This window comes from Priestia sp. YIM B13490 (assembly GCF_042787735.1).
Classification (GTDB): domain Bacteria; phylum Bacillota; class Bacilli; order Bacillales; family Bacillaceae_H; genus Priestia; species Priestia megaterium.
The window spans coordinates 359,732-380,468 of record NZ_JBHZOT010000001.1 but is presented as its reverse complement, the minus strand read 5'-3'; the positions used below and the strand labels follow the sequence as shown (position 1 = coordinate 380,468).

Here is a 20,737-nt window from a genome sequence, read left to right as displayed (position 1 = left end):
CTGTAATAGCCTCTTTTGGTATGCCAAAGAAATATGTGCAGATGAATCCTCCAGCATATCCTGCAAGTAAGCCGATGATATATTTCAGCCATAAACCGTGAGCAATTAATGGAATTAAAGCTAGACCGGATGGACCGATAGCAATGGAACCAACATTTCCGAACATTCCAATTACAGCTCCTCCAATTCCTCCACCGATACAAGCAGTAATGAAGGGGCGTCCTAATGGAAGAATAACTCCGTAAATAAGTGGTTCTCCAATACCTAATATTCCGACAGGAAGAGCCCCTTTAATAATGGTAACAAGTGATTTATTTTTACGACAACGAACCCAAAGTGCTAAAGTTGCACCTATTTGTCCAGCACCAGACATTGCAAGAATCGGAAGCAAGATGGTCATACCAGCTGTGTTAATCATTTCAATATGAATAGGGATTAATACTTGATGCAGACCTAGCATTACCAATGGTAAAAATGCCACTCCTAGTACAAAACCTGCAAAAACCCCTCCACGTTCAAGTGTCCAATCTATTCCACCAATTAAATTACTAGAAATTAGACCTGCAAAAGGCATAATAAAGAAAATCGTTAGCAATCCGACAATTAGAAGAGCAATTGTAGGTGTAACAATAATATCGATTGCATCGGGAATAAATCTACGTAAGAATTTTTCTAAAAATGAGAGTAACCATACAGCAATCAAAACTCCGATAACCCCACCTTGTCCAGCAGTTAGAGGCTGGTCAGTAAAGATATTCATAATAGGAAACTCTTCTGTAACTCCCGTTAAAAGGGTAATACCTCCGATAACCCCACCTAGGGCCGGGGTAGCCCCAAACTCTTTTGCTGCGTTAATACCTACATAAATAACTAAATAGCTGAAGATTGCATTTTTAATTACATTAAGAATCGTAACGTATTGTTGCCAAGTGTCTCTATCAAGATCTCCTGCAGTTATGCTATTTGCTAAAATAGAGGCAATACCAGCTATTAAACCTGCACCTACGAATGCTGGGATTAGAGGTATGAAAATGCTTCCAACTTTTCGTAAAAAATTTTTGAATGGCGTATTGTTTTTCTTTTTTAGCTCAGACTTCATATCTGCACCTTTTGAAGTCAAATCTTCAGATGAAGGAGCTGCAGAATCTTCTTGAAGTACAATACCAAATTGTTCAGCAACTTTAGTAACTACTCCTGGTCCTAGAATAATTTGATACGTATCATCATCGACAACCCCTACCACTCCTTTCACTTGTTTTATACTCGCTTCATCAATTTTATTATGATTCACTGGGGTGACTCGGAGTCTTGTCATACAGTGTGTATAATTCGCTATATTAGAACTTCCTCCAAGAGCTTGAAGCAGTTCTTTAGCTGTTTGATGATGTTTACTCATAGTTGTTCCCATCTCCCTTATATTTTCGCTACTTAATTCACGATTGCTTGACGGATAAATCCTTGTGTTTGTTCTAAACGATGTAAAGATTCCTCATATGAAAGTCCTGTTAAAATCATGACTATAGCAACCTTAGAATTACAATTTGCTTTTGCTAAGTACTCTTCTGCCGTATCATACGTGCATGAAGTTGCTTCCATCACAATTCGTTTTGCGCGCTCTACGAGCTTTTCATTCGTCAGCTGAACGTCTACCATTAGATTTCCATACACTTTTCCGATACCTACCATAGAAGCTGTCGAAAGCATGTTACAAACCAATTTTTGTGCTGTTCCAGCTTTCAAGCGAGTAGAACCTGTTAATACTTCAGGACCATTTACTACTTCAATTGCAATGTTTGCTACTTTTCCAATATCAGAACCTTTATTGCAACTAACTGCTACTGTTTGAGCTTCAATTGAGTTAGCATATTCTAATGCTCCAATGACATAAGGTGTACGCCCACTTGCTGCGATCCCCACAACAATGTCCATCTTAGTAAGGTGAATGTTTTGTAAGTCTTCCATGCCTAACTCTTTACTATCTTCTGCCCCTTCTACTGCTTTGATAAAGGCTTTTTCCCCGCCAGCAATTAAGCCTATTACTTCATCTGGGTTTGTACCAAATGTAGGTGGACACTCAACAGCATCTAGCAAGCCGATGCGGCCACTGGTTCCTGCTCCTATATAAATAAGACGACCACCTTGTTTTTTAGCTTTTATAATAGCTTCTACAGCTTTCGCAATAGAAGGAAGTTCTTTTTTTATCGCACTCGCAACTTTTTCATCTTCTTCATTCATGGTTGTAAGAAAATCAAAAATGGACATTTCATCCAGATTCATTGTTTTTTCATTACGAGTCTCAGTAGTTAAATGTTCAAGCATTTCTTATCATCCTATCTTGGTTTTTGTTTGAAATCGTTCTCAAATACAGAATAACGTTTTTGAAATTCAATTTCAACAATTATTTTAAAATGTTAAAATTAAATTTCAAAAAAAAAAAAAAACTATAGTAATATGTGACTTTAAACAAACATCATATGACTAAATCTTAGTAAATAAGACAACTCTCGCCGTATAAAGATCAAGCATTTCTTATACCAATACTGACTCCTTGCCTACTGCAGTAAGGATTCTTTTTTACATACGTTCCTAAATAGGCCATTATGGTAACTAAAGATGTATACGATACACCTTTTAATAAACAGAAAAACTACTGACCTTAATCAGTAGTTTTTCTGTTTATTAAAAGGTAGCCAAATAATGCTTCATCTATATTGAGTAGTTTATCCAAAAATCATATGATAAGTAATTTTATTATTAGTATATATGCATTAATACTGGCTATTTAATCAAACCTAATTTTGCTGCTACGCTATAACCTGATGAGTTAAATTTAAATCGATTACGAAGTTCAATAAGGTTCGGACCAAAGCTTGACTCTAGGATCTCTCGATGTTTTTTCATCATTTCATAGATATACAAGTCGTGAATGATAACTTCTGTAATTGGCATAACTAATCCCGGATGCATCGTCCAGGCAGCACGGCTATCCTTACCAAGTGATAATATACCTGCAACTACTTCTCGATCATCAGCACTTAGAACAATCCATCGTCCGCCATATTCATTGGTTATTTCTTCGCTTGCATCATGCTGATGAACCTGCGCAAAGTCAAATACTAAATCTCCATAGGATACAATTAAAATTTCTACGCCTCTTTTGGCTGCTACTTGTAATTCTTCTTTTAGTTCCTGGGCATCTTCTGCCCATATTTCCAATAGAATACGCCCTGTAGCTTCTTTTATAGCTTCCTTTGTACGATTTAGTATAGGCTCATAACCTGTAATGTTCCAGATGTTTTCTCTGTTTAAAGATACATAAGAATAATTTTCGAGAGCTTCTTCAGCTACTTCAAACGAGGATTCAGCTTTACGTTTTTTCAAGTTGATTAATTCATTAGGAGGTAACGGTGTATATAGAGCGGGATTTTCATGACTGATCATGACTTCTCCTCGATCCACTAGTCCTCCTAATACTTCATAAATTTTAGATCTTGGCACTCCAGAATTTAACGAAATAGCATACCCTGAAAGAGGAGATTTTTCTAGTAAAGCTAAATATGCTTTTGCCTCATATTCAGTAAAATTTACATCTTTCAAAATTTTTATTATATCTAGTGTCATGATTGGTCCTCCTTGATAATACCCGGATAAAGTCAATAATTTTAAATTAAGTATACCATTAGTACCCTTGACAGTTTGGGTTAAAAATTATAATTTAATTCTAGTTGCTACAAAAGTAGCTACTATATAGTTTTTAATCCTACTTGGAGGTGTAATAATGGATACAATGATAGCGAAACAACAAGAAAGCTTAAAAATAAGAAAGGTTAGAAGTGGAAATGGTTTATACATAAGCGCTTCCGTAATAGCCGTCCTTCTATGGAGTACATCGTTTGTTGGAACAAAAATAGCCTATACCTCTTTTCCACCCCTTACATTAGGAGCGGCTCGTTTTGTTATAGCTGCTGTTATTTTAGGGCTTATTCTCTTAATCAGGAAAGATAAAACAAAGCCTTCATTCAAAGATATGGGGTTAATGTCTATGAGTGGTGTACTAGGTACTACCCTTTATTTTTCTCTGGAGAACATAGGAGTTGAACTAACAACAGCATCTAATGCCGCTATTATTGTAGCGTCGTATCCTGCTATAACGGTTTTGATGGAATTTCTTTTTTTTAGAAAAAAGACATCATGGGTAAAGGCCCTAGGAATTGGAGTAGCGATGATAGGTGTATATCAAATATCCTATAGTCCTGAAACTCAGACAGATGATAAGCAATTAATTGGTAATATTATATTAATTGTAGCAGGTTTTATTTTTGCTCTCTATAACTTCACAACTCGTAAAGTTGTCAAAAAATATTCCATGATTACTATCTCTTTTTATCAAACTTTGGCGGGAGCTATTACGTTTATTCCATTAGCCTTTATAGAGAAGTCAAGCTGGCAAACACCAGATATACGATCATTTCTAACCTTATTGTACCTAGGCGTTTTCTGCTCGGTTATCGCTTTTTTATTATATAATTTTGGATTACGCAAATTATCTTCTAGTTCTGCAATGACGCTGATGAATCTTGTTCCTATTTTTGGTGTGTTTTTTTCTGTTCTACTCCTTCATGAAGTGGTAGGCATAAACCAATTTATTGGTGGAATCATTGTACTTTTGGGTGTAGTTTTGAGCATGAGGGAAACGAGGAAAAAGTATGTTTTAGAAAATAAGTAAAAAGTATAAACCTAAAAAAAGTCCTCAGTCAAAGTAGGGCTTTTTATTTTCAATAAAAAAGTACATAAAAACTGGTATTACGTATCTTCTTATTAAAAATAAATAGATACTATTTATAAACTGTCCCCCAATCGTTAGACACAGCCTGATGATTGGGGGACAGTATTTAATCTTTATCTTTTAATTTAAGCTCTCTACTTCAGAATCCCAATTTTGATCTACACGGTTAAAGTAAGCTTGTTCAAGAATTTGCATGTAATCGCCCTCGGTAATTAAACGAACGTTACTTGATGTTGAGTTGTTTTGTATGGCCAACCTTACAATGCTCGGAAAGTCTTCTTTCTTTACACCCTCTAAATCTTTCAATTTAGGAATGTTTAATGATTCTGTTAATTCTATAATCCCTTGAATTAATTTTTCAACAGCTATTTCATCAGGGTCTGAATCCTTGGCAAAGTTCATATACCTTGCTAATGTAGCATGTAATTGCTTATTCTCCATAGAATTGAACTTTAATACATATGGTAAAAACACTGCGTTGGCAACTCCATGCGGGGTATCATAAAGTCCTCCAAGCGCTTCTGCTAAGCAGTGTACTGAGGCAACATCTGCAGATCCAAAACAAAGGCCTGCTAAGAGACTTCCTTCCAGCATATCTTGACGAGCCGCTTCATTTTTACCATCGCGGAAAACGATAGGCAATGCCGAAACAATGGTTCTCATTGCTTGAGCCCCAAGCGCTTGTGAAATAGGATTTGTTACTTTGCATGTATAACCTTCAATCGCATGAACTAATGCATCAATACCAGTAGCAGCAGTAACAGAAGGAGGAAGACTAAATGTTAGTTCGGGATCAAGAATCGCTAAGACAGGTCTTAATGAAGCATGTTTGAGTGTCATCTTTCGGTGTGTAGATGCTTCCGTAATAACGGCAGAACGAGTAACCTCTGATCCTGTACCTGACGTAGTTGGAATACAAATAACTGGTGCAATGTCTGAATACAGAAGTCGGCCGTCTGCATAGTCAGATGGTTCTCCACCGTTTGGGCCGCACAGCGCAATAGCTTTTCCTGTATCCATTGCACTCCCGCCCCCAATAGCAACAACTGCATCTGCACCAAATTCACGAAATAATTTAGCACCTGCCAAACAATTCGTATCTCGAGGGTTTTGTTCAATTGAATCAAATACCAGCACTCGATAACCAGAAGCCTCCAGGGCAGTTACAATTGGTGAAACTAATCCTGCACGAACCACACCAGGGTCACTCACGACTAAAATTGATGAACCAATATTTAAAGATGTCAGCATTTCTGGTAATTCTCTAGCTTTCCCCATTCCTACCTCAATTTGAGTAGAACAAAAATAGTTATAGGATTTCATTTGTACCCCTCCCGTTGTTTAAAATTAAATACATACCTTAAGAAGCACTATTTTTTTAATTTCATCGTGGCCGGTAAGCTTACTTGTTCCATTCTGAAGCTAATATACCCATAAAATATGTATCTACGTACTTTCCATCCACATAGGCATGGTTTCTTAATTTCCCTTCGATAATAAAGCCAATTTTTTCATATAGTGCAATTGCCTGTTCGTTTATTCCTCTTGTAGTTAAATAGATTTTATTTAGACGAAGCTGTTTAAATCCTAAATCAATCATTTGCTCCATAGCCATTCGACCATATCCGTGACCTCTAGATTCTGAAGATAGGAGAATTCCTATACTAGCTCTTCCATGTGCATAGTCTATATCCTTCAGAAATACCCATCCAACTAATTCTTTTTCATCGCTTTCAATTCCTAAAATTAAATCGTTGTTCATTCTTTTCTTTTCTACTTCCTGTACTACCTCTTCATAAGTTAAAGGTATCCTGCCTATCATTCGTATTGCCCGTTCATCATTTAACCATTTATGTAAGTATTGAATGTGAGTAGTTTCAAATGGCGTAAGGTGTATTCTTTTTGTACTCATTGATTTATCTTCTCCTTCTAAAAAAAGTTAACCACAAATTACAATTCATTCCACACTTGATTCAATAAATATCACTGATAAAGATAAATGTGTATTTCTACTTACGATATACAACAGTCAAATTAAACTAAGTAGATGCAGAATTGAATTAAACCATTAATCTGTTTTTAATTTTGAATATACATTAAGATCTATAAACTTTCCTTTTGACTTCTCTACTTGCCTAAGTGTTCCTTCAAATATAAAATTCAACCGATGTAGAGTCTTAATTGAATTAATATTTAAAGGCTCTACTTTTGCTTCAATTCGATTCATGTCCAAATCTAAAAAAGCATAGTTTAATAGACTGCTAATAGCTTCAGACGCGTATCCTCTTCCCCATGCTGCTTTGGAAAGCTCGTATCCGATTTCAACTCTTGAATGCTCGAAGTCTAACATGTTATAGCCACATGAGCCAATAATTTTATTTGTTTCTAATTCAATAATAGCAAAGCGAATAGCCTTTTTTTCAGAGGCTAGTTTATTTAGAAAGTTAATCATATCTCTTGCTTGTTCTACTTTGATAAAATTGTCAATGTTCATGTACTTAGTAACATGAGGGTCAGACCAAATTTTAAATAAATGAGACGCATCGGCTTCATGCATCTTTCTTAAATATAACCTTTTTGTATATAATTCTGGAATCAATAAAAACCCCTCTCTTTCATTTTACGTATGTTTAATCCTTAATTAAGGTTAATTCATTGGTTTGAGCTATTAAATCAATTTTCTTATTTGCTTTTTCATAATAAGTAGAGGCACCTTCTCGGTCTCTTTCCTTCCATCCTTTTGTTTTAATCACCAATTTATATCCTAATGGTATGCCGTTTTCTTCAGAAGCTTTAGACCACTCATATATGTTTACATGTTCTTTTCCTTTTACTAACTTTGCATTTTTAGGGACAGGGAAACCGGAAAATTTATCAGATGGGATATAGGCAAAGAATGTAACAAAATAGAAAATTACCGCTCCCATTAGTAAAATCCCAGTAACAGTGATCGTCACGGTTTTTTTCAACTTATTGCCCTTCTTTCCATGACATTTTATAATGCGGTAGATCTTATAACTTGTAAAAGCATTAAACTTTCTGTTGGAAATGATTATTAGTTTGATACCTGTTATTTTAGATTTAAGCACCCTTTTGTATATTCGTCTTATATAGCTTTTTCAAACAGAAATAAAGAATACATTCGCTAATTATAAAGATAAGAACGCCTATAAACGTAGTCCCTAAAAACTCAAAGATGTTAAGGATAGACATAGAGTGTCCCCACCACCAATATCTAAAATTGGTTCCAAACAAAACGAAATGAATAAAAAGAGAAATTGCCTGAACTTCCCCTACTGATCTATGAGATTTTATAATAAGTATCCTTCCAGCAAAGAAACCAATTATAAAAGATAGAATAGTAAATACAAAATAAAGAGAACTAGCCAATAAGGATTCCTGTGGTGAATACATTTTAACCTCCTTTTTATTGATTATTTTACCATTAATTATAATTAAAGGAAGTTGATTTTTAAGGATTTGCACCTTAAGAAATATTTAAACAGAAAAAGAATCCTTTTGTAGCGTTTTTGACACATTGTTTCTCAAAAAACAGGATCCATTTTTCTCTAATCTAAGATGATTCCTTCTGATAAACCCTATTACGTTATTCCGATGTAATAGAAGAAGGATTTTACTTTTTAAAATAGAATAGTTCCTTAAAGAATCATAAAGGAGTTGATTTCATGTCTAAACAAATAAAGGATAGAAAAGAAATAAAACTTTTGGATTCTCAAATTTATTTATGTGATGAAATTAAAAAGTTGCTGAAGAAAAAAGAAAAAAGAAGTCTAGCTTTTGAACAAGAGTATACAGAACATGATATATTACACATTGCTTTAAACAGATTAATGAGTGAGTTAATCTCCAGACATTAAAAACGTCACCTATCATATTTGATATTTTTCGAAATAGATAAGTTTCATATAAAAATAGACAGAATATTTCATTAATACCTATACTTTGTAAACGCTTTCGTTTATACTAAGTATAGGTTGGATGGCATGAGTGGCTGTCATAGTATTTAGCGTAGGCGGGGCTGATACGAGGGAACAGGACATAGAAGAAATGTCCTTTTTTGTTTGGGCAACATTTCTTAGAAACTAGGAAATATTATAGAATACTTTCAAACGCTTTTTTACTTAGTATATCTTATCCAGTCTAGAAATTGAAAAAGACCACCTCTTCCCAGTCAAAAGAGGTAGCTTTTGTTAAAATTGAATTTACAGTAGTCGCTAGATAATGCTTTATTGCATCTTGAGTAAGTTGCTTAATTTAATAAACTGTATTCGTAGACAACATATTCACCGCTTTTTCTAACAGTAAAATATCTTCTTCAACCATTCTTTTCACATCGTCGAAATCAAGTTGAATATATTCTTCTTTTAAGCGTTCTAATTCCCTGGCGAACAGGGATCCCGTATAGTACCTATGATTTGTCACTAATATTTATCCCCTTTGTGTGCTCTTAATAGATGTAATTCCCCTTTATTTAGATTAACAACCAATTAAAGCAGGATTTATAAAAAAATAATCCTTCCCTGATGTAGGCAAAGGATTTTTAACTTTATTAGAATAGGGAGAATACGTTATTAGTGTGGCCAGATTTGTAGTTTCATATACATACAACGTTTTACCGTTCTACTTTGATGTTAAATCAAATTTATCTTCTTTACCATGCCATTTTATTGTCACGTGAAAAGGAGCGTTACTGCTTTGAGTCGAACACCCGCTGCAACTCCCATTTAAATTAATTTTCCCTTCTGTCTCGTCATCCGTACCTGATAATTTACTTGTTTCCGATTCCACAACATAAGAAACTTTTCCTACTTTCTCCTTGTCTTTTCCTTCATAAATGATACTTCCTTGCCCGTTTTGAGTATTCTCTCCTTTATTTAAAAGATATAAACCTTTCCAATGATCTCCTTCACCTTCGAAACGCACACTTTCTTCCTTGCTACCACAGCTACCCAATACTAATAAAAAAATAGATATAATTCCTAAAAACAAAAACTTCCTTTTCAATTTAAATCCTCCTACACAGTACAAAAGTTCCCAAATACCCTATTAGATAATTTTTGTGCTAGTACCTGTTCATTTTTTCAAGTAATTTAATTAATCTATTATTTTGATTCACTATCGTTCTTAGCTTAGCTTCTAACGAACATAACGTGATAAAGACGGCTATAAATCCTATAATGACAAAAAACATATTAGCTGATATCCCCTATACATTATTTTATTTTTAAATCAATATCTATATAATAACATTTTTTCTATATTTTATATCTTGATTTTATATATATTCTTAGCTAAGATACTGCAGGAATAAAAAGAGCAGCCTTAAAGGCTGCTCTTTTAAAGTATGGTTTTTATTACTAGATAAACTGCAGCAATCGATGCAAGAACGATAAGTACATTCAAAATGCGATGTTGAGTAGCTAAGTGGCCTCGCTTCATTTCTACACGAGTCAATGGTTTCTTTTTATCGTGATTTCCACTCACTCTGTTACATCTCCTATCCTGTTTAGTTATTGGTTCTGCCAATTTAAGCAATAAGCTGTTCTTTGTCAGCTGCTTCTTCCTTTTTTATCTTCCCTCTACATAGGATATAGAAAACACTAAACATAACAATCGACCAAATAAGATTCGCTCCTGGCTCAGTGTTAGCTACCTTAAACAAACTCGGTATAGATCCGAAAACAGAATCGTCCGTTGTAAGGAACAGAGCGAGAAACATGTTGTTGGCTGCGTGTGCGCCAATGGTAATTTCTAAGCTTTTTGTTTTAATCACGATATATGTAAGAGCAAAACCAGCTACAATGTAATCCAGTCCGACTAATATAATGGATTTATTCATTTCAGGATTAGCAAAATGTCCTATTGAAAACATTAATCCAACAATAATAGCAAGTAAAATAGGACGCTTCACTTTCTTGCTCACCCATTGAAGAAGAAGCCCTCTAAAAAACAGCTCCTCTGTTGTTGTTTGAATAGGTACTAATAAAAGCGTGATCAGTACTAACAGGGCATACTCTTTTAAACTTACATGATTCCATGAATAATCCGAGTGGTTAAACACGACATCAATTAATTGTGAAACGATTAGTAACAGGCTAAAAGCTCCAAAAGACCATATTACTTTCTTCCAATTCACACATTTGTTAGCAGTGATTAATGATTTCATTTTTCGTTTGTGAATAAAACGAATCCCGATCCATAAACCAAAAATCCAGCATATGTACATAATATGAGACAACAAAAAATCAAGATTAGCATTGATTCCTACAGCTACTCCGCTATCAAAATCAAAATATGATTTTCCACTTTCATCAGCTGCAACCATTATCATTTCAGCAATAATATAAATAACTGATCCTAACAGCATAAACACAGAAGCAAGGATTGTTGTACTTACATAACGCTTCCAGCTATTTTTTCCTTCTTCCACATTTAAATAGTTTTTCATTTTCTTCTTACTCCCTCAGCCTTCTCTTCTCAATTATACCGTTCTTCTCTACTTTGTTGTTGTCTAGGCAATGTAAAAATCTATCAGGATCCGAAGTCCTGCAATCATTTTAACTACCGCCTGCTTTTTACCTTTGAAGATAAGGAAAGAGACTGACAATATTAAGAAATCACAACTCTACCCATTACCTCTTTATATAAAATTTAGCGTCTTAAAAGCCGTTAAAAAACAGCTTTTTCTAAAAGAAGACTCGACACCAAGTCATCGTTAACCTTTATATCTTGCTCATACGTGCCCGCATACACATAATTTTGAAGAAAGTACTTGCTACTCAAGAATATATATCCTAAAACAACTAAAATAAATATTTTTTTCAACATTTCCCTCACCTTTTTATTCAAACTTTTACCCTCATGGCTGTTACCACAACACTTAAGAGTTTATCCATAAACAACTTTTTCAGTTTTTAAATTAACAATCAACTCATATAACAGCATACAAACGTATATAAGTTACAATAATATTACATTATTATTACAAATGTAACAACAATATTATAACCAAGAAAAATAGGATAATCAATATGAAGTGTCTAGTAAAACAGATAAAATTGCTAGATTCGTATCATACGTGTAAATAAATCAAAAACTTTCGGAAAAAGGGTGTTAGTTCCCCTGCAGAAATATTTATAGAAACCAAAAAGCAAACTCCCTATCATTAGGAGTTTGCTTCTTTTATTTAAATCTCAGATAGAGTTTTTATAACCATTTTCATCTCATTTAGTATAGAGATAATACGTTTTAAGAACATAATTAAGGTACAATATTCCCCTAATGAATGCGCCTTTTTAAGAAGTATCTACTCAAAGTATGGTTTCTCTTTTTCTTTTAAAGGGAACTAAACCGTAAAGTTCAACCTTAAAAGGAGACAATCATGGTTACAATTGAATCAATTATAATAGGCATTGTATTTATCCTCATTCAACTATACGCATTAACGATTGTCGAACGTTCTCCAATCGGGGAGCAAAAGCTGCTCTCATTATCAGGCGGTGTAGCTATTGCTTATGTGTTTATTTATATCTTACCGACACTTCATAAAAAACAAGAAGAGTTTGGAGGATCCTTGGCCCTTGATACTGAACTATATTTTCTTGGTCTTCTCGGCTTACTCGTCTATTTTTCTGTGTATTCATTTGCTCAGACGAAGGCAGCCACACACCTGAAGGAACTGACCGTTTATATGGTACAGGCGAGTTTCTTTATGGTTTATTCTTTTATCATTTCTTATGTTGTGTTCTCAACCGATGTCAAGCGAGTTGAATCACTATTCTATGGATTGGCTATCAGCCTTCACTTTATGGGGTGGTCCTACCATCTAGGAAAAAAACATCATCGCTTGCACAAAAACAGAGGTCGCTATATGCTTGCAGGGGCAACTTTTCTTGGATCAATCATGGGCGTCTTCGGGCCCTCATCCGGCCTGCTTATTGAGTCGATGATTGCATTTAGTTCAGGTGCAATGTTATTTAACGTTATCAGTAAAGAACTCCCTTTTGAAAAACACGCGCACTTGCCAACCTTTTTAATCTCATCTCTTGTCTACGCCGCTACAATGATTGCGTTAAAAGCTTTTTTTGATTGGTAATTAAGTAGAGTAGAGCAATAGATTTTTCGCCTAATAAATGAAGTTTTCCAACAGATGTGATATATAAATGGCCAATTTACTGAAATCAAGAAAGAAGGTCTTTGAACATCTTAGTTGTATCTATGGGGACATACTGGACTGAGTCTCTGGCTCCCTAGAAATTTTTCTTTGTTAGAAGAAGTAAAACAAGTTGATAACACTGACTTATGAAACTTACTTTTCTCTCTCCGAATTCCTCACTTAAACTGTACAGCCAAAAAGTTGTATGAACTCTATCACTTCGTAAATTATCTAGGTTTAAAACAATAAGTAAAGATCTAAACAGCTTAAAAATAAAAAAGCCACTAATTAGGGATTTTCCCTCTAATTAGTGGCTTTTTCTTTCCTCGTAAGGAGTCGAGAGCTATTTTATGATGCCCTCACGGCGTCTTGGCTAGTTTGCTCAAGAGATAAGCCTTTATTCATTTACAAAAAAAATTCATAACAGGTAATAAAAACATATAAATATAGTAAGAGATAAATTGACTAAAAAGGTGATTATTATTTTTCGAAAAATACCGGTTGTTTTTGTGGGAAGCTTATTGCTAAGCATCGGAATTAATGGATTTTTAGTTCCTCATTATTTGTTGGATGGAGGAACAATTGGAATTGCTCTCATCCTTCACTATTATTTTGAATTCCCCACAGGTGTAACGATGATCATTTTAGGTCTCCCACTATGTTGGTTTGCTTGGATTTATGAACGGCATTATTTTTATAATAGTTTTTATGGGCTAATTATTTCTTCTTTATTGATTGACTGGCTAGAACCTATTAAAAACCAGTTTCAATTTTCTATTTTTTCTAGTGTAATCCTTGGAGGGATATTTATTGGGACAGGAGTTGGTCTTATGCTTCGATATGAGACAAGCACTGGAGGAACAGATTTACTAGCTCAACTAATATCAAAAGCTTTTTCTTTGAACATAGGGATGGTTATTTTAATTATAGACGGTTTGATTATAACAGCAGGTCTTCCTTTACTAGGACCTAAAATGTTTCTTTTTTCATGTTCAACAATTTTTATAGGGGGATTGACGACTTGGTTAATTACTAAAAAAGAGTAATTTGAATTATAAAATTAGTATCTTCTATCTCCTGTTTTTGCCTCTTCCTGTTTTTTATAAATTAAAAAGACCATCTCTTTTCAACTATAAGGGATAGTCTTTTTCTATAAGTTGCATTAACAATAATCGTTAGCGGATGCTCTATTGCATCTTGAGTAGCTTGCTCTAATTATTAAACATTAGCCTTAACATTTCCACCTATAATTTTTCAAACTTTCCTCTAGAAGCTATGTAAGATGCAGCTAAGTAAATAATAATTAGAATAGGAAAGGAATAAATGTACCTCCAGTGCAGCGGTTTATAAATACCAATCCAATTAAGTAGTGGAAGGCCAATAAAAGCACCTACTGCTGAATAAATCAGTGCTTTGATTACGGGGTTAATTTTAGGCTTTACTTGTATAAAAAATATCATGGAGATGGGTAATAAAAATAAGTCCCACGGCAAGTAGTTGAGAAAAGTTTTGACTTAGCTGGGAAATTGCTTGATGAATGCTTCCCAGTTCTTGTCCTAATTCAGTATCAGTAATATTCCCTCCAAGTAGCTGAGCATCTTTTTGCTTATAGCGTTGGTTGTTTTTAGTCATTCTTAAAAACCTCCTTAAAGTAGATAGAACGTACTTGTTTATAATCGTCTGTTCCTTTAAGAAAAATGTTTGGAAAAAATGAACACTTTTTTGTTTGCAAGCTATTTCTTATAACTGGTAGAAAAATGTTTATTTTGTATGGTTTTCTGCTGATTGTGAGGAATAAAAACATATATTCAGTGTGAATTAAAATGGAAAAAAGTATGTGATATTTATTATAGAAGAAGTCAAATTAATTATAGGAGGTTTACATAAAAGAAATTGTAGTTCATCATTATCATGCCTTTAGTAAAACAGTAAAAAAAGAACCCTGCAGTCAGAGATTTCAAATCCAACTGAGAGTTCATGATCTAGCCTGCCGTTTTAAATAATTTTCATAAAGAAAGAATGTCTTTAATACCCAGAATCCTCTGATGTAAGGTTATCGAGCATTGTGTAATCATATTTCTGCAGAGGCTTTTCTGCTGGGCCTTCTATAACTTCTCCTGTATAAGAAAATCTAGATCCATGGCAAGGGCAATCCCAAGAACGATCTCCACTGTTCCATTCGACTTCGCAGCCAATGTGAGTACAGGTTGTATCTACAATGTGGATTTTTCCTTCTTGATCTTTGTATGCTCCCTTTCGATGGCCTCGAACCGTAATTACCGCCCCTTCATCATTAGATAGATCTTCAGCTCTTACATCAGAGATTTCAAGCTTACCTTTGATGAGATGGCTTACGACATCAGCATTTTCTACTAAGAAATTTTTCAAGCTGGGGTTTGCGTAAAAACGCGACGGCGAATATAAATGTTGATAGGCGTTCTCTTTGCCTAGAATTATATCTCTGAATAAGAGTGCTGCTGCTGTTCCATTTGTCATTCCCCATTTCCTATAACCAGTAGCGACGAGTATATTAGGTTGACTCGAGGTGATTTCTCCAATATAAGGAAGTTTATCAAGCGTGACTAAGTCTTGTGCTGACCAGCGATATACAATATTTTCTATGTCGAAAACTTGTTCACCAAAATTCTTTAACGCTTTATAATGTTCCATTGTATCTTTTCCTTGGCCTGTTTGATGGCTTTCTCCCGCTACAAGAACCATTTCCTCACCGTTAATAACTGTAGAACGCAGGGAACGTGTTGGTTGATCAGCGCTAATATACATTCCACCTGGATAAGCTTCTTTGGCTTTAACAGCAAGGATATATGAGCGGTCAGCGTGCATTCTAGCAGAGTAAAGGCCCAGCCCTTCATAGAAAGGAAAATGCGAGCAAGAAAGAACGTAGCTTCCTGTAACACGCATCCCTTCTCGTGTAAGAACTGTTTGCTTATCCCCAGATTCAATATTCACTGCCGCTGTATGTTCAAAAATAAGTCCGCCTTTTTGCTTAATAGCTTGAACGAGGTGAACGAGGTATTTAATGGGATGAAACTGTGCCTGGTCTTTCATCACAAGGGCTTTTTTAATTTTTACGTTAAAAGGAATATGGTCTGCCAATTCACCATCAATGTTAAGTTCCTTATAAGCTTCTGCCTCTTTTTCAAGTTTTAGAGCATACTCATCAGTAGTAGCATATATGTAAGCATCTTGCATGATGAAATCACAATCAATTTGATGTTCTTCAACTGTTTTCTTAATAAAATTCAAAGCATCCGCATTAGCTTCATAGTATAATCTTGCCTTACTTCTTCCAAAATTCCGAATAAATTCATCGTAGATCAAATCGTGCTGGGCAGTAACTTTTGCTGTCGTATGCCCCGTTGTGCCATTCAATAGTCTTCCTGCTTCTAAAACGCCTACCTTTAGACCTTCATTGACTAAGAGGTACGCAGAAGTAAGACCTGTAATCCCTCCGCCTACAACTACAACATCTACATCCATGTCATTATCTAAAGCGGGAAACTCCGGCAAATCAATAAAATCTCTCCAGTATGGTTCAGGCGTCTGCGGAAGCTGTTCTCCCTTGTGTTCATTATGAGTCACATTACGACCTCCATTCAATATTTTGATAGTAGTGTTATCAGGATTTCCATTTATTTAAAGTTCATACTTATATGAGGAATACAGCCTTCGATATGTGGACTTGTATTATTTTATAATCTTAATTCAAAAAGTCTTTAATATAGATAAAAAAAGAGAGAGTCTATTTGAATTAGACTTTCTCTTTTTTATAGAAAATATATATCTACGAATATTGATTTTAACCTTTTGCTAACTCTAACGCTTTATCTGCTTTTTTTAAATCGTGATTTACTTGCTCTTCAACATCATAGGCATGATACATTTCATTATCAATCATATATTGAGCAATCTTTTCATGAAGTTCGATGGCTTCATCCAATTGTTTTTTTAATACTTTCCGAACTTCTGGAGTTGCTGTTTCCGTGAGAGCTACGGCATATGTTCGTACACCGTTTTTCGCTGATAACAACAAATCAGTTGCAATAGCAAGATCATCTAATGTTTTGTTAAGCGTACTTTTAGCAGCCATTCCTAAATCCCTCCTGTTTATTGAGCTTTCTTTAAGATTTTTTTTAATTCATTAATTGCTTCAGTAGACGTTTGGACGTCTTCTTCCAGAATCTTTTTTAATTTTTCATCTTCTACCAATTCCAGCATTGCTGTGCCTTTTGTTACACATGACGTTTTAAGCGTTAAGATTTCATGAACTTCTAGCGTCTCGTGCATAGCTAATTTTTTTGACATATCTCAATTCCTCCTTAGAATTTTCTGGCTTGTGAACTATATTCCCAGCTTGTTTCCATTTAAACAGTAATTATCTAATTTTTTTAATGTTTCAGAAAAATATGCCCAGGTATTACAACTAGCATAAATGAGTCTATTTATATAAACCATTTTCTATATCAAAAGGAAAAAGAAAGAGATATTAAAAATCAAGAGAGTCCTCTGACATTAAATAATAACGAAACGTTAAATAAATAGTTACCAATTACATATCCAAGATGCTTCATAAACAAGTAGAAGTTTTTCATACAAGTAAACCGGGAAACGGAACGTTAGATAACAATAAAGGAGAACATGTTATGCAGGAAATGACAGAAAAGCTACATGACTTTTTACTAGAACATATTGATGAAATGTCTCAAGAATGGCTAGACTCACGGGAAGTGGAAAAGGATTCAATCTACACAGCTGATGTCTCTTCCCAAACAACCGAATATCTTCGAGTACAAAATCAATATTTCACTTGTAAAATTGTAAAAGTTCTTATAGGAGAGTCATTAGATACTCTTAGTGACTGGGCACAGGAAGTTGCCTCAAAAAGGGCTCAAAGAGGCGATTCTCTTTATCATAGTATTCATCATTTTAAAAAGTTTCGTTTAATCTTTTTTAAACAGATTGAATCTTTTTTTCACCTTCATTCATCTAGCATTACATATGAAGAGCTTTTTTTATGGAATAAAGTAGTAAATGAAGCGTTTGATCGGATGATAGAACTTTTTACGCTTTATTACGGACAAGTTTCAGAAGCGCAGTCTCAAGCTCAAAAAATGTTGATTTCTGAGCTTAGCACGCCTGTCATCAGTATTTCCGATACAGTGGGTGTGCTGCCTCTAATTGGTCAGGTTGATGATTATAAAAATAGTGATTTTGCAAAGAAAGTTATGCTGCAAGCAAAAGAGCTCAATCTGTCTTGTTTAATTATTGACTTATCAGGTGCACCTTCGATTGATACTATGATGACCAATGAATTATTTCAGGTTATAAAGATGTTGGACCTACTTGGCATTGATACAACCATCACAGGTATCCGTCCGGAAATAGCCTTAACTGCTGTTCAATTAGGAATAGATATGAGCAAATTGAAAACTTATGGAAAGTTAAAAGATGCAGTAAATAAGCTTTTGCATGAGTGATATTGAATCAAAGTACTAAGCATTTTTTTATGTCGGTTATATCATAAATAGACGTACCCTTCCCATTAGGAGGAAACTTCAGGTACAAAGAGAACAAATAATTTATTTGTTCTTCCACTGATAACATACTAATATGAAGAAAAAGAACTGTATATTTTTGAGTTCTCTTCTACTGTGAGTTAGCTTTTAGAACTCCTAATATTGACAGGTAGAAATAAAAAAAGCAGTATTGGGTGCATTTCTTTTAAGCTAGTCATATTCATCATAATTCTTGTCAAAAAGAAGCCTTTGCTAATCATAGCAAAGGCTTCTTTTTGACGAGCTTCTTCTATAAGTTATGTAAATGATGAAATCAATCTTAACATATTTAAATGGTTTGCACATTTTTCATTAAGGGTTTCCCGTTCTTATAATCCGTTTGATAGTAAAGTAGCTTATAAAAATAATTCATTTATCTATTTATTCTTCGTATGGACAAATGATTGGATATTTTAAAATTAAATCACCAATAATACCATTACATGTATTTTCAATAAAAGGAGCTAAATAAAGATGAAACTGAAAAAAATAATAGGCATCACCTTTTTATCAAGCGTTATCTTATTTTCGGGACCTTTATCATTGGTCAATGCATCGGTAAATGATTCTAAAATGACTGTAAAACATTCAGTGAAAGAAGAGCAGCCTAATATAAAGATTTTGGCCACTGGAGGTACGATTGCAGGCTCTTCTGAAAGCAGCACAGACACAACTGGATATGAATCAGGAGCTCTTAACATTAAAACAATTATCAAAGCTGTTCCTCAGTTGAAAAAAATAGCGAATGTAAGCGGAGAACAGGTCGTAAATATCGGAAGTCAAAATATAGATAACAGTATTTTGTTAAAGTTAGCGAAGCGGATTAATACACTATTAGCTTCTAAGGATGTTGATGGAATTGTCGTGACACACGGATCTGATACGATGGAGGAAACGGCTTATTTTCTAAATTTAGTAGTAAAGAGTGACAAACCTGTGGTTGTGGTTGGTTCAATGAGACCAGCTACCGCTATAAGTGCAGATGGACCGCTAAACTTGTATAATGCAGTGAAAATTGCTTCTACAAAAGACGCACGAAATACCGGCGTTTTAGTAGCGCTTAACGATCGAATTGGTGCAGCTCGTTATATAACAAAAACACATACAACGGCAGTAGATACGTTTAAATCCCCTGAACAAGGATATGTAGGAGAAATAGCTGGAGATAAGATAATATTTTATAACAAACCAACTCGCAAGCATACAACACAATCAATATTCGATGTATCAAAATTAGATAAGCTTCCTCAAGTAGACATCATATATGGGTATCAAAACGATTCTAGGGATTTTTATGACACAGCCGTAAAAACTGAAGCAAAAGGAATCGTCGTTGCAGGAGCAGGAAATGGACTGCTATCCGATGCTGCTCTAACAGGTGCTAGAGATGCGGTAAAAAAAGGCGTAGTTATGGTCAGATCTAGCCGGGTAGGAAGCGGAGTTGTGACACATGAAGAATCAGATGATAAAGATACGTTTGTTACATCCGATTCATTAAATCCACAAAAAGCCCGTATTCTTTTAATGCTTGCTTTAACGAAAACAAAGGACCCTCAAAAGATTCAAACCTACTTTAATGAGTATTAAATCAAAAATATCTTTCATCCTCTGTTTTAGCTAAATTTTCCAAGAACAATTGGCAATGACAGCTTATAAGAAGGACATAAAGAGGTTGAGACATCATTAACATACTTTTGTCTCACCCTCTTTTAATTAGGAAAGAAACCATCCGCAGGTCCCTTATTCATTTCCCCAGTTCTTGCTTTCTATAATTAAATGATTTGATGTGTTGTCTAGTACACGCCATACCAAGGTCTTGCCTTCTATATCTTTTAACTCAATAATGCCCTCTAGCTTATTGGTATTCACATGGACACGCCCCTCATCTATTCTTTGCGCACTTTTTAATCTTGTTCCAAATGTTGCAGGGCTTTCTTTCGTTAGCTTTACAATGACATCTATCATACGTTTGTCAGAAACATAGTTTTTGCTGTTCTCATAGTTATTAGCAGCAGGCTTAATAGCATGTTCTAACCCAGTTTCGTATTGGCGCCAATCAACAATTAAAAAAACTGCAAATACTAAAGACACTGTGAGTAACAAGCCGTACGCAACATATCGTTTCATTTATTTTTGCTCCTTTCGCAGGAATAGGTTGTATCAGAAAATAGTATCGTTTTATTTAAAGAAATATTCCTT

22 protein-coding genes and 1 pseudogene are annotated in these 20,737 nt (G+C 34.6%); 6 read left to right on the top strand and 17 right to left on the bottom strand.

Going from position 1 to position 20,737, the window contains the following annotated elements:
• Positions 1-4: 4 nt before the first annotated feature.
• The 3 genes and pseudogenes from ACFX4R_RS02055 to ACFX4R_RS02045 form a co-directional block, all read right to left on the bottom strand.
• Positions 5-1,396 (bottom strand): annotated as a pseudogene (locus ACFX4R_RS02055) (PTS transporter subunit EIIC); the annotation flags it as partial.
• A gap of 32 nt (positions 1,397-1,428) precedes the next feature.
• On the bottom strand, positions 1,429-2,319 hold the full coding sequence (murQ, locus tag ACFX4R_RS02050) for an N-acetylmuramic acid 6-phosphate etherase (RefSeq protein WP_377568509.1): 891 nt from the start codon (positions 2,317-2,319) through the stop codon (positions 1,429-1,431).
• Positions 2,320-2,778: 459 nt separating this feature from the next.
• The gene (locus tag ACFX4R_RS02045; RefSeq protein ID WP_097823079.1) at positions 2,779-3,621 is read right to left on the bottom strand and encodes a TrmB family transcriptional regulator; all 843 of its coding nucleotides are present in this window, start codon (positions 3,619-3,621) and stop codon (positions 2,779-2,781) included.
• A 157-nt stretch (positions 3,622-3,778) separates the two neighbouring features.
• Here ACFX4R_RS02045 and ACFX4R_RS02040 point away from each other — a divergent pair, with 157 nt between their 5' ends.
• Complete coding sequence (locus tag ACFX4R_RS02040; protein ID WP_097823080.1) at positions 3,779-4,726, top strand: DMT family transporter; 948 nt, start codon at positions 3,779-3,781, stop codon at positions 4,724-4,726.
• Positions 4,727-4,906: 180 nt separating this feature from the next.
• On the opposite strand, the gene ACFX4R_RS02035 is transcribed toward ACFX4R_RS02040, so the two are convergent.
• From ACFX4R_RS02035 to ACFX4R_RS02020, 4 genes are all read right to left on the bottom strand, one after another.
• Positions 4,907-6,109, bottom strand: a complete 1,203-nt coding sequence (locus ACFX4R_RS02035) for an iron-containing alcohol dehydrogenase (protein WP_377568504.1) — start codon at positions 6,107-6,109, stop codon at positions 4,907-4,909.
• 79 nt (positions 6,110-6,188) lie between these two features.
• Positions 6,189-6,698, bottom strand: coding sequence for a GNAT family N-acetyltransferase (locus ACFX4R_RS02030; protein ID WP_377568501.1), 510 nt, complete (start codon positions 6,696-6,698; stop codon positions 6,189-6,191).
• Between the two features lie 156 nt (positions 6,699-6,854).
• Positions 6,855-7,385, bottom strand: a complete 531-nt coding sequence (locus tag ACFX4R_RS02025; RefSeq protein WP_097823083.1) for a GNAT family N-acetyltransferase — start codon at positions 7,383-7,385, stop codon at positions 6,855-6,857.
• Between the two features lie 31 nt (positions 7,386-7,416).
• Positions 7,417-7,755 (bottom strand): hypothetical protein, encoded by a 339-nt coding sequence (locus ACFX4R_RS02020; RefSeq protein WP_097823084.1) that lies wholly within the window; start codon positions 7,753-7,755, stop codon positions 7,417-7,419.
• A 717-nt stretch (positions 7,756-8,472) separates the two neighbouring features.
• Between ACFX4R_RS02020 and ACFX4R_RS02015 the strand changes: the two genes are divergently transcribed.
• On the top strand, positions 8,473-8,664 hold the full coding sequence (locus ACFX4R_RS02015) for a hypothetical protein (protein ID WP_013058411.1): 192 nt from the start codon (positions 8,473-8,475) through the stop codon (positions 8,662-8,664).
• 397 nt (positions 8,665-9,061) lie between these two features.
• Here the strand turns inward: ACFX4R_RS02015 and ACFX4R_RS02010 are convergent, their stop codons facing one another.
• From ACFX4R_RS02010 to ACFX4R_RS01995, 4 genes are all read right to left on the bottom strand, one after another.
• Positions 9,062-9,229, bottom strand: a complete 168-nt coding sequence (locus tag ACFX4R_RS02010; RefSeq protein WP_176521207.1) for a hypothetical protein — start codon at positions 9,227-9,229, stop codon at positions 9,062-9,064.
• Between the two features lie 198 nt (positions 9,230-9,427).
• Positions 9,428-9,811 (bottom strand): hypothetical protein, encoded by a 384-nt coding sequence (locus ACFX4R_RS02005; protein ID WP_377568497.1) that lies wholly within the window; start codon positions 9,809-9,811, stop codon positions 9,428-9,430.
• Between the two features lie 333 nt (positions 9,812-10,144).
• Positions 10,145-10,291 carry a hypothetical protein gene (locus ACFX4R_RS02000; protein WP_377568494.1) on the bottom strand — a complete coding sequence of 49 codons (147 nt, stop codon included), beginning with the start codon at positions 10,289-10,291 and terminating at the stop codon, positions 10,145-10,147.
• 43 nt (positions 10,292-10,334) lie between these two features.
• Positions 10,335-11,255, bottom strand: a complete 921-nt coding sequence (locus ACFX4R_RS01995) for a CPBP family intramembrane glutamic endopeptidase (protein ID WP_377568491.1) — start codon at positions 11,253-11,255, stop codon at positions 10,335-10,337.
• Positions 11,256-12,188: 933 nt separating this feature from the next.
• Here ACFX4R_RS01995 and ACFX4R_RS01990 point away from each other — a divergent pair.
• Entirely contained in the window at positions 12,189-12,902 is a 714-nt protein-coding gene (locus ACFX4R_RS01990) for a hypothetical protein (protein ID WP_097823088.1), read from the top strand.
• 521 nt (positions 12,903-13,423) lie between these two features.
• The gene (locus ACFX4R_RS01985) at positions 13,424-14,008 is read left to right on the top strand and encodes a YitT family protein (protein ID WP_377568487.1); all 585 of its coding nucleotides are present in this window, start codon (positions 13,424-13,426) and stop codon (positions 14,006-14,008) included.
• A 198-nt stretch (positions 14,009-14,206) separates the two neighbouring features.
• Here the strand turns inward: ACFX4R_RS01985 and ACFX4R_RS01980 are convergent, their stop codons facing one another.
• From ACFX4R_RS01980 to ACFX4R_RS01960, 5 genes are all read right to left on the bottom strand, one after another.
• Complete coding sequence (locus tag ACFX4R_RS01980) at positions 14,207-14,422, bottom strand: hypothetical protein (protein WP_368484537.1); 216 nt, start codon at positions 14,420-14,422, stop codon at positions 14,207-14,209.
• Complete coding sequence (locus tag ACFX4R_RS01975) at positions 14,394-14,594, bottom strand: hypothetical protein (RefSeq protein WP_097823089.1); 201 nt, start codon at positions 14,592-14,594, stop codon at positions 14,394-14,396. Before ACFX4R_RS01975 ends, ACFX4R_RS01980 begins: the two co-directional genes overlap by 29 nt.
• Positions 14,595-14,987: 393 nt before the next feature.
• Positions 14,988-16,463: an FAD-dependent oxidoreductase gene (locus ACFX4R_RS01970; RefSeq protein ID WP_377569060.1), complete on the bottom strand. Its 1,476-nt coding sequence runs from the start codon at positions 16,461-16,463 to the stop codon at positions 14,988-14,990.
• 319 nt (positions 16,464-16,782) lie between these two features.
• Complete coding sequence (locus tag ACFX4R_RS01965; RefSeq protein WP_060747271.1) at positions 16,783-17,073, bottom strand: spore coat protein; 291 nt, start codon at positions 17,071-17,073, stop codon at positions 16,783-16,785.
• Between the two features lie 17 nt (positions 17,074-17,090).
• Positions 17,091-17,288 carry a hypothetical protein gene (locus ACFX4R_RS01960; RefSeq protein WP_043978700.1) on the bottom strand — a complete coding sequence of 66 codons (198 nt, stop codon included), beginning with the start codon at positions 17,286-17,288 and terminating at the stop codon, positions 17,091-17,093.
• A 338-nt stretch (positions 17,289-17,626) separates the two neighbouring features.
• Between ACFX4R_RS01960 and ACFX4R_RS01955 the strand changes: the two genes are divergently transcribed.
• Together ACFX4R_RS01955 and ACFX4R_RS01950 are read left to right on the top strand one after the other, a co-directional pair.
• Positions 17,627-18,460 (top strand): STAS domain-containing protein, encoded by an 834-nt coding sequence (locus ACFX4R_RS01955; protein WP_377568483.1) that lies wholly within the window; start codon positions 17,627-17,629, stop codon positions 18,458-18,460.
• Positions 18,461-19,012: 552 nt separating this feature from the next.
• Positions 19,013-20,125 (top strand): type II asparaginase, encoded by a 1,113-nt coding sequence (locus tag ACFX4R_RS01950; protein ID WP_097823092.1) that lies wholly within the window; start codon positions 19,013-19,015, stop codon positions 20,123-20,125.
• A gap of 153 nt (positions 20,126-20,278) precedes the next feature.
• Here ACFX4R_RS01950 and ACFX4R_RS01945 read toward each other — a convergent pair whose 3' ends face one another.
• Positions 20,279-20,665 (bottom strand): hypothetical protein, encoded by a 387-nt coding sequence (locus tag ACFX4R_RS01945; RefSeq protein WP_097823093.1) that lies wholly within the window; start codon positions 20,663-20,665, stop codon positions 20,279-20,281.
• Positions 20,666-20,737: the final 72 nt, after the last annotated feature.

What these genes read in the sequence shown, in the direction of transcription:
- murQ (WP_377568509.1), bottom strand. Translation starts at nt 2,319, where the DNA reads ATGCTTGAACATTTAACTACTGAGACTCGTAATGAAAAAACAATGAAT.
- ACFX4R_RS02045 (WP_097823079.1), bottom strand. Translation starts at nt 3,621, where the DNA reads ATGACACTAGATATAATAAAAATTTTGAAAGATGTAAATTTTACTGAA.
- ACFX4R_RS02040 (WP_097823080.1), top strand. Translation starts at nt 3,779, where the DNA reads ATGGATACAATGATAGCGAAACAACAAGAAAGCTTAAAAATAAGAAAG.
- ACFX4R_RS02035 (WP_377568504.1), bottom strand. Translation starts at nt 6,109, where the DNA reads ATGAAATCCTATAACTATTTTTGTTCTACTCAAATTGAGGTAGGAATG.
- ACFX4R_RS02030 (WP_377568501.1), bottom strand. Translation starts at nt 6,698, where the DNA reads ATGAGTACAAAAAGAATACACCTTACGCCATTTGAAACTACTCACATT.
- ACFX4R_RS02015 (WP_013058411.1), top strand. Translation starts at nt 8,473, where the DNA reads ATGTCTAAACAAATAAAGGATAGAAAAGAAATAAAACTTTTGGATTCT.
- ACFX4R_RS01995 (WP_377568491.1), bottom strand. Translation starts at nt 11,255, where the DNA reads ATGAAAAACTATTTAAATGTGGAAGAAGGAAAAAATAGCTGGAAGCGT.
- ACFX4R_RS01990 (WP_097823088.1), top strand. Translation starts at nt 12,189, where the DNA reads ATGGTTACAATTGAATCAATTATAATAGGCATTGTATTTATCCTCATT.
- ACFX4R_RS01980 (WP_368484537.1), bottom strand. Translation starts at nt 14,422, where the DNA reads ATGATATTTTTTATACAAGTAAAGCCTAAAATTAACCCCGTAATCAAA.
- ACFX4R_RS01975 (WP_097823089.1), bottom strand. Translation starts at nt 14,594, where the DNA reads ATGACTAAAAACAACCAACGCTATAAGCAAAAAGATGCTCAGCTACTT.
- ACFX4R_RS01970 (WP_377569060.1), bottom strand. Translation starts at nt 16,463, where the DNA reads ATGGATGTAGATGTTGTAGTTGTAGGCGGAGGGATTACAGGTCTTACT.
- ACFX4R_RS01965 (WP_060747271.1), bottom strand. Translation starts at nt 17,073, where the DNA reads ATGGCTGCTAAAAGTACGCTTAACAAAACATTAGATGATCTTGCTATT.
- ACFX4R_RS01960 (WP_043978700.1), bottom strand. Translation starts at nt 17,288, where the DNA reads ATGTCAAAAAAATTAGCTATGCACGAGACGCTAGAAGTTCATGAAATC.
- ACFX4R_RS01955 (WP_377568483.1), top strand. Translation starts at nt 17,627, where the DNA reads ATGCAGGAAATGACAGAAAAGCTACATGACTTTTTACTAGAACATATT.
- ACFX4R_RS01950 (WP_097823092.1), top strand. Translation starts at nt 19,013, where the DNA reads ATGAAACTGAAAAAAATAATAGGCATCACCTTTTTATCAAGCGTTATC.
- ACFX4R_RS01945 (WP_097823093.1), bottom strand. Translation starts at nt 20,665, where the DNA reads ATGAAACGATATGTTGCGTACGGCTTGTTACTCACAGTGTCTTTAGTA.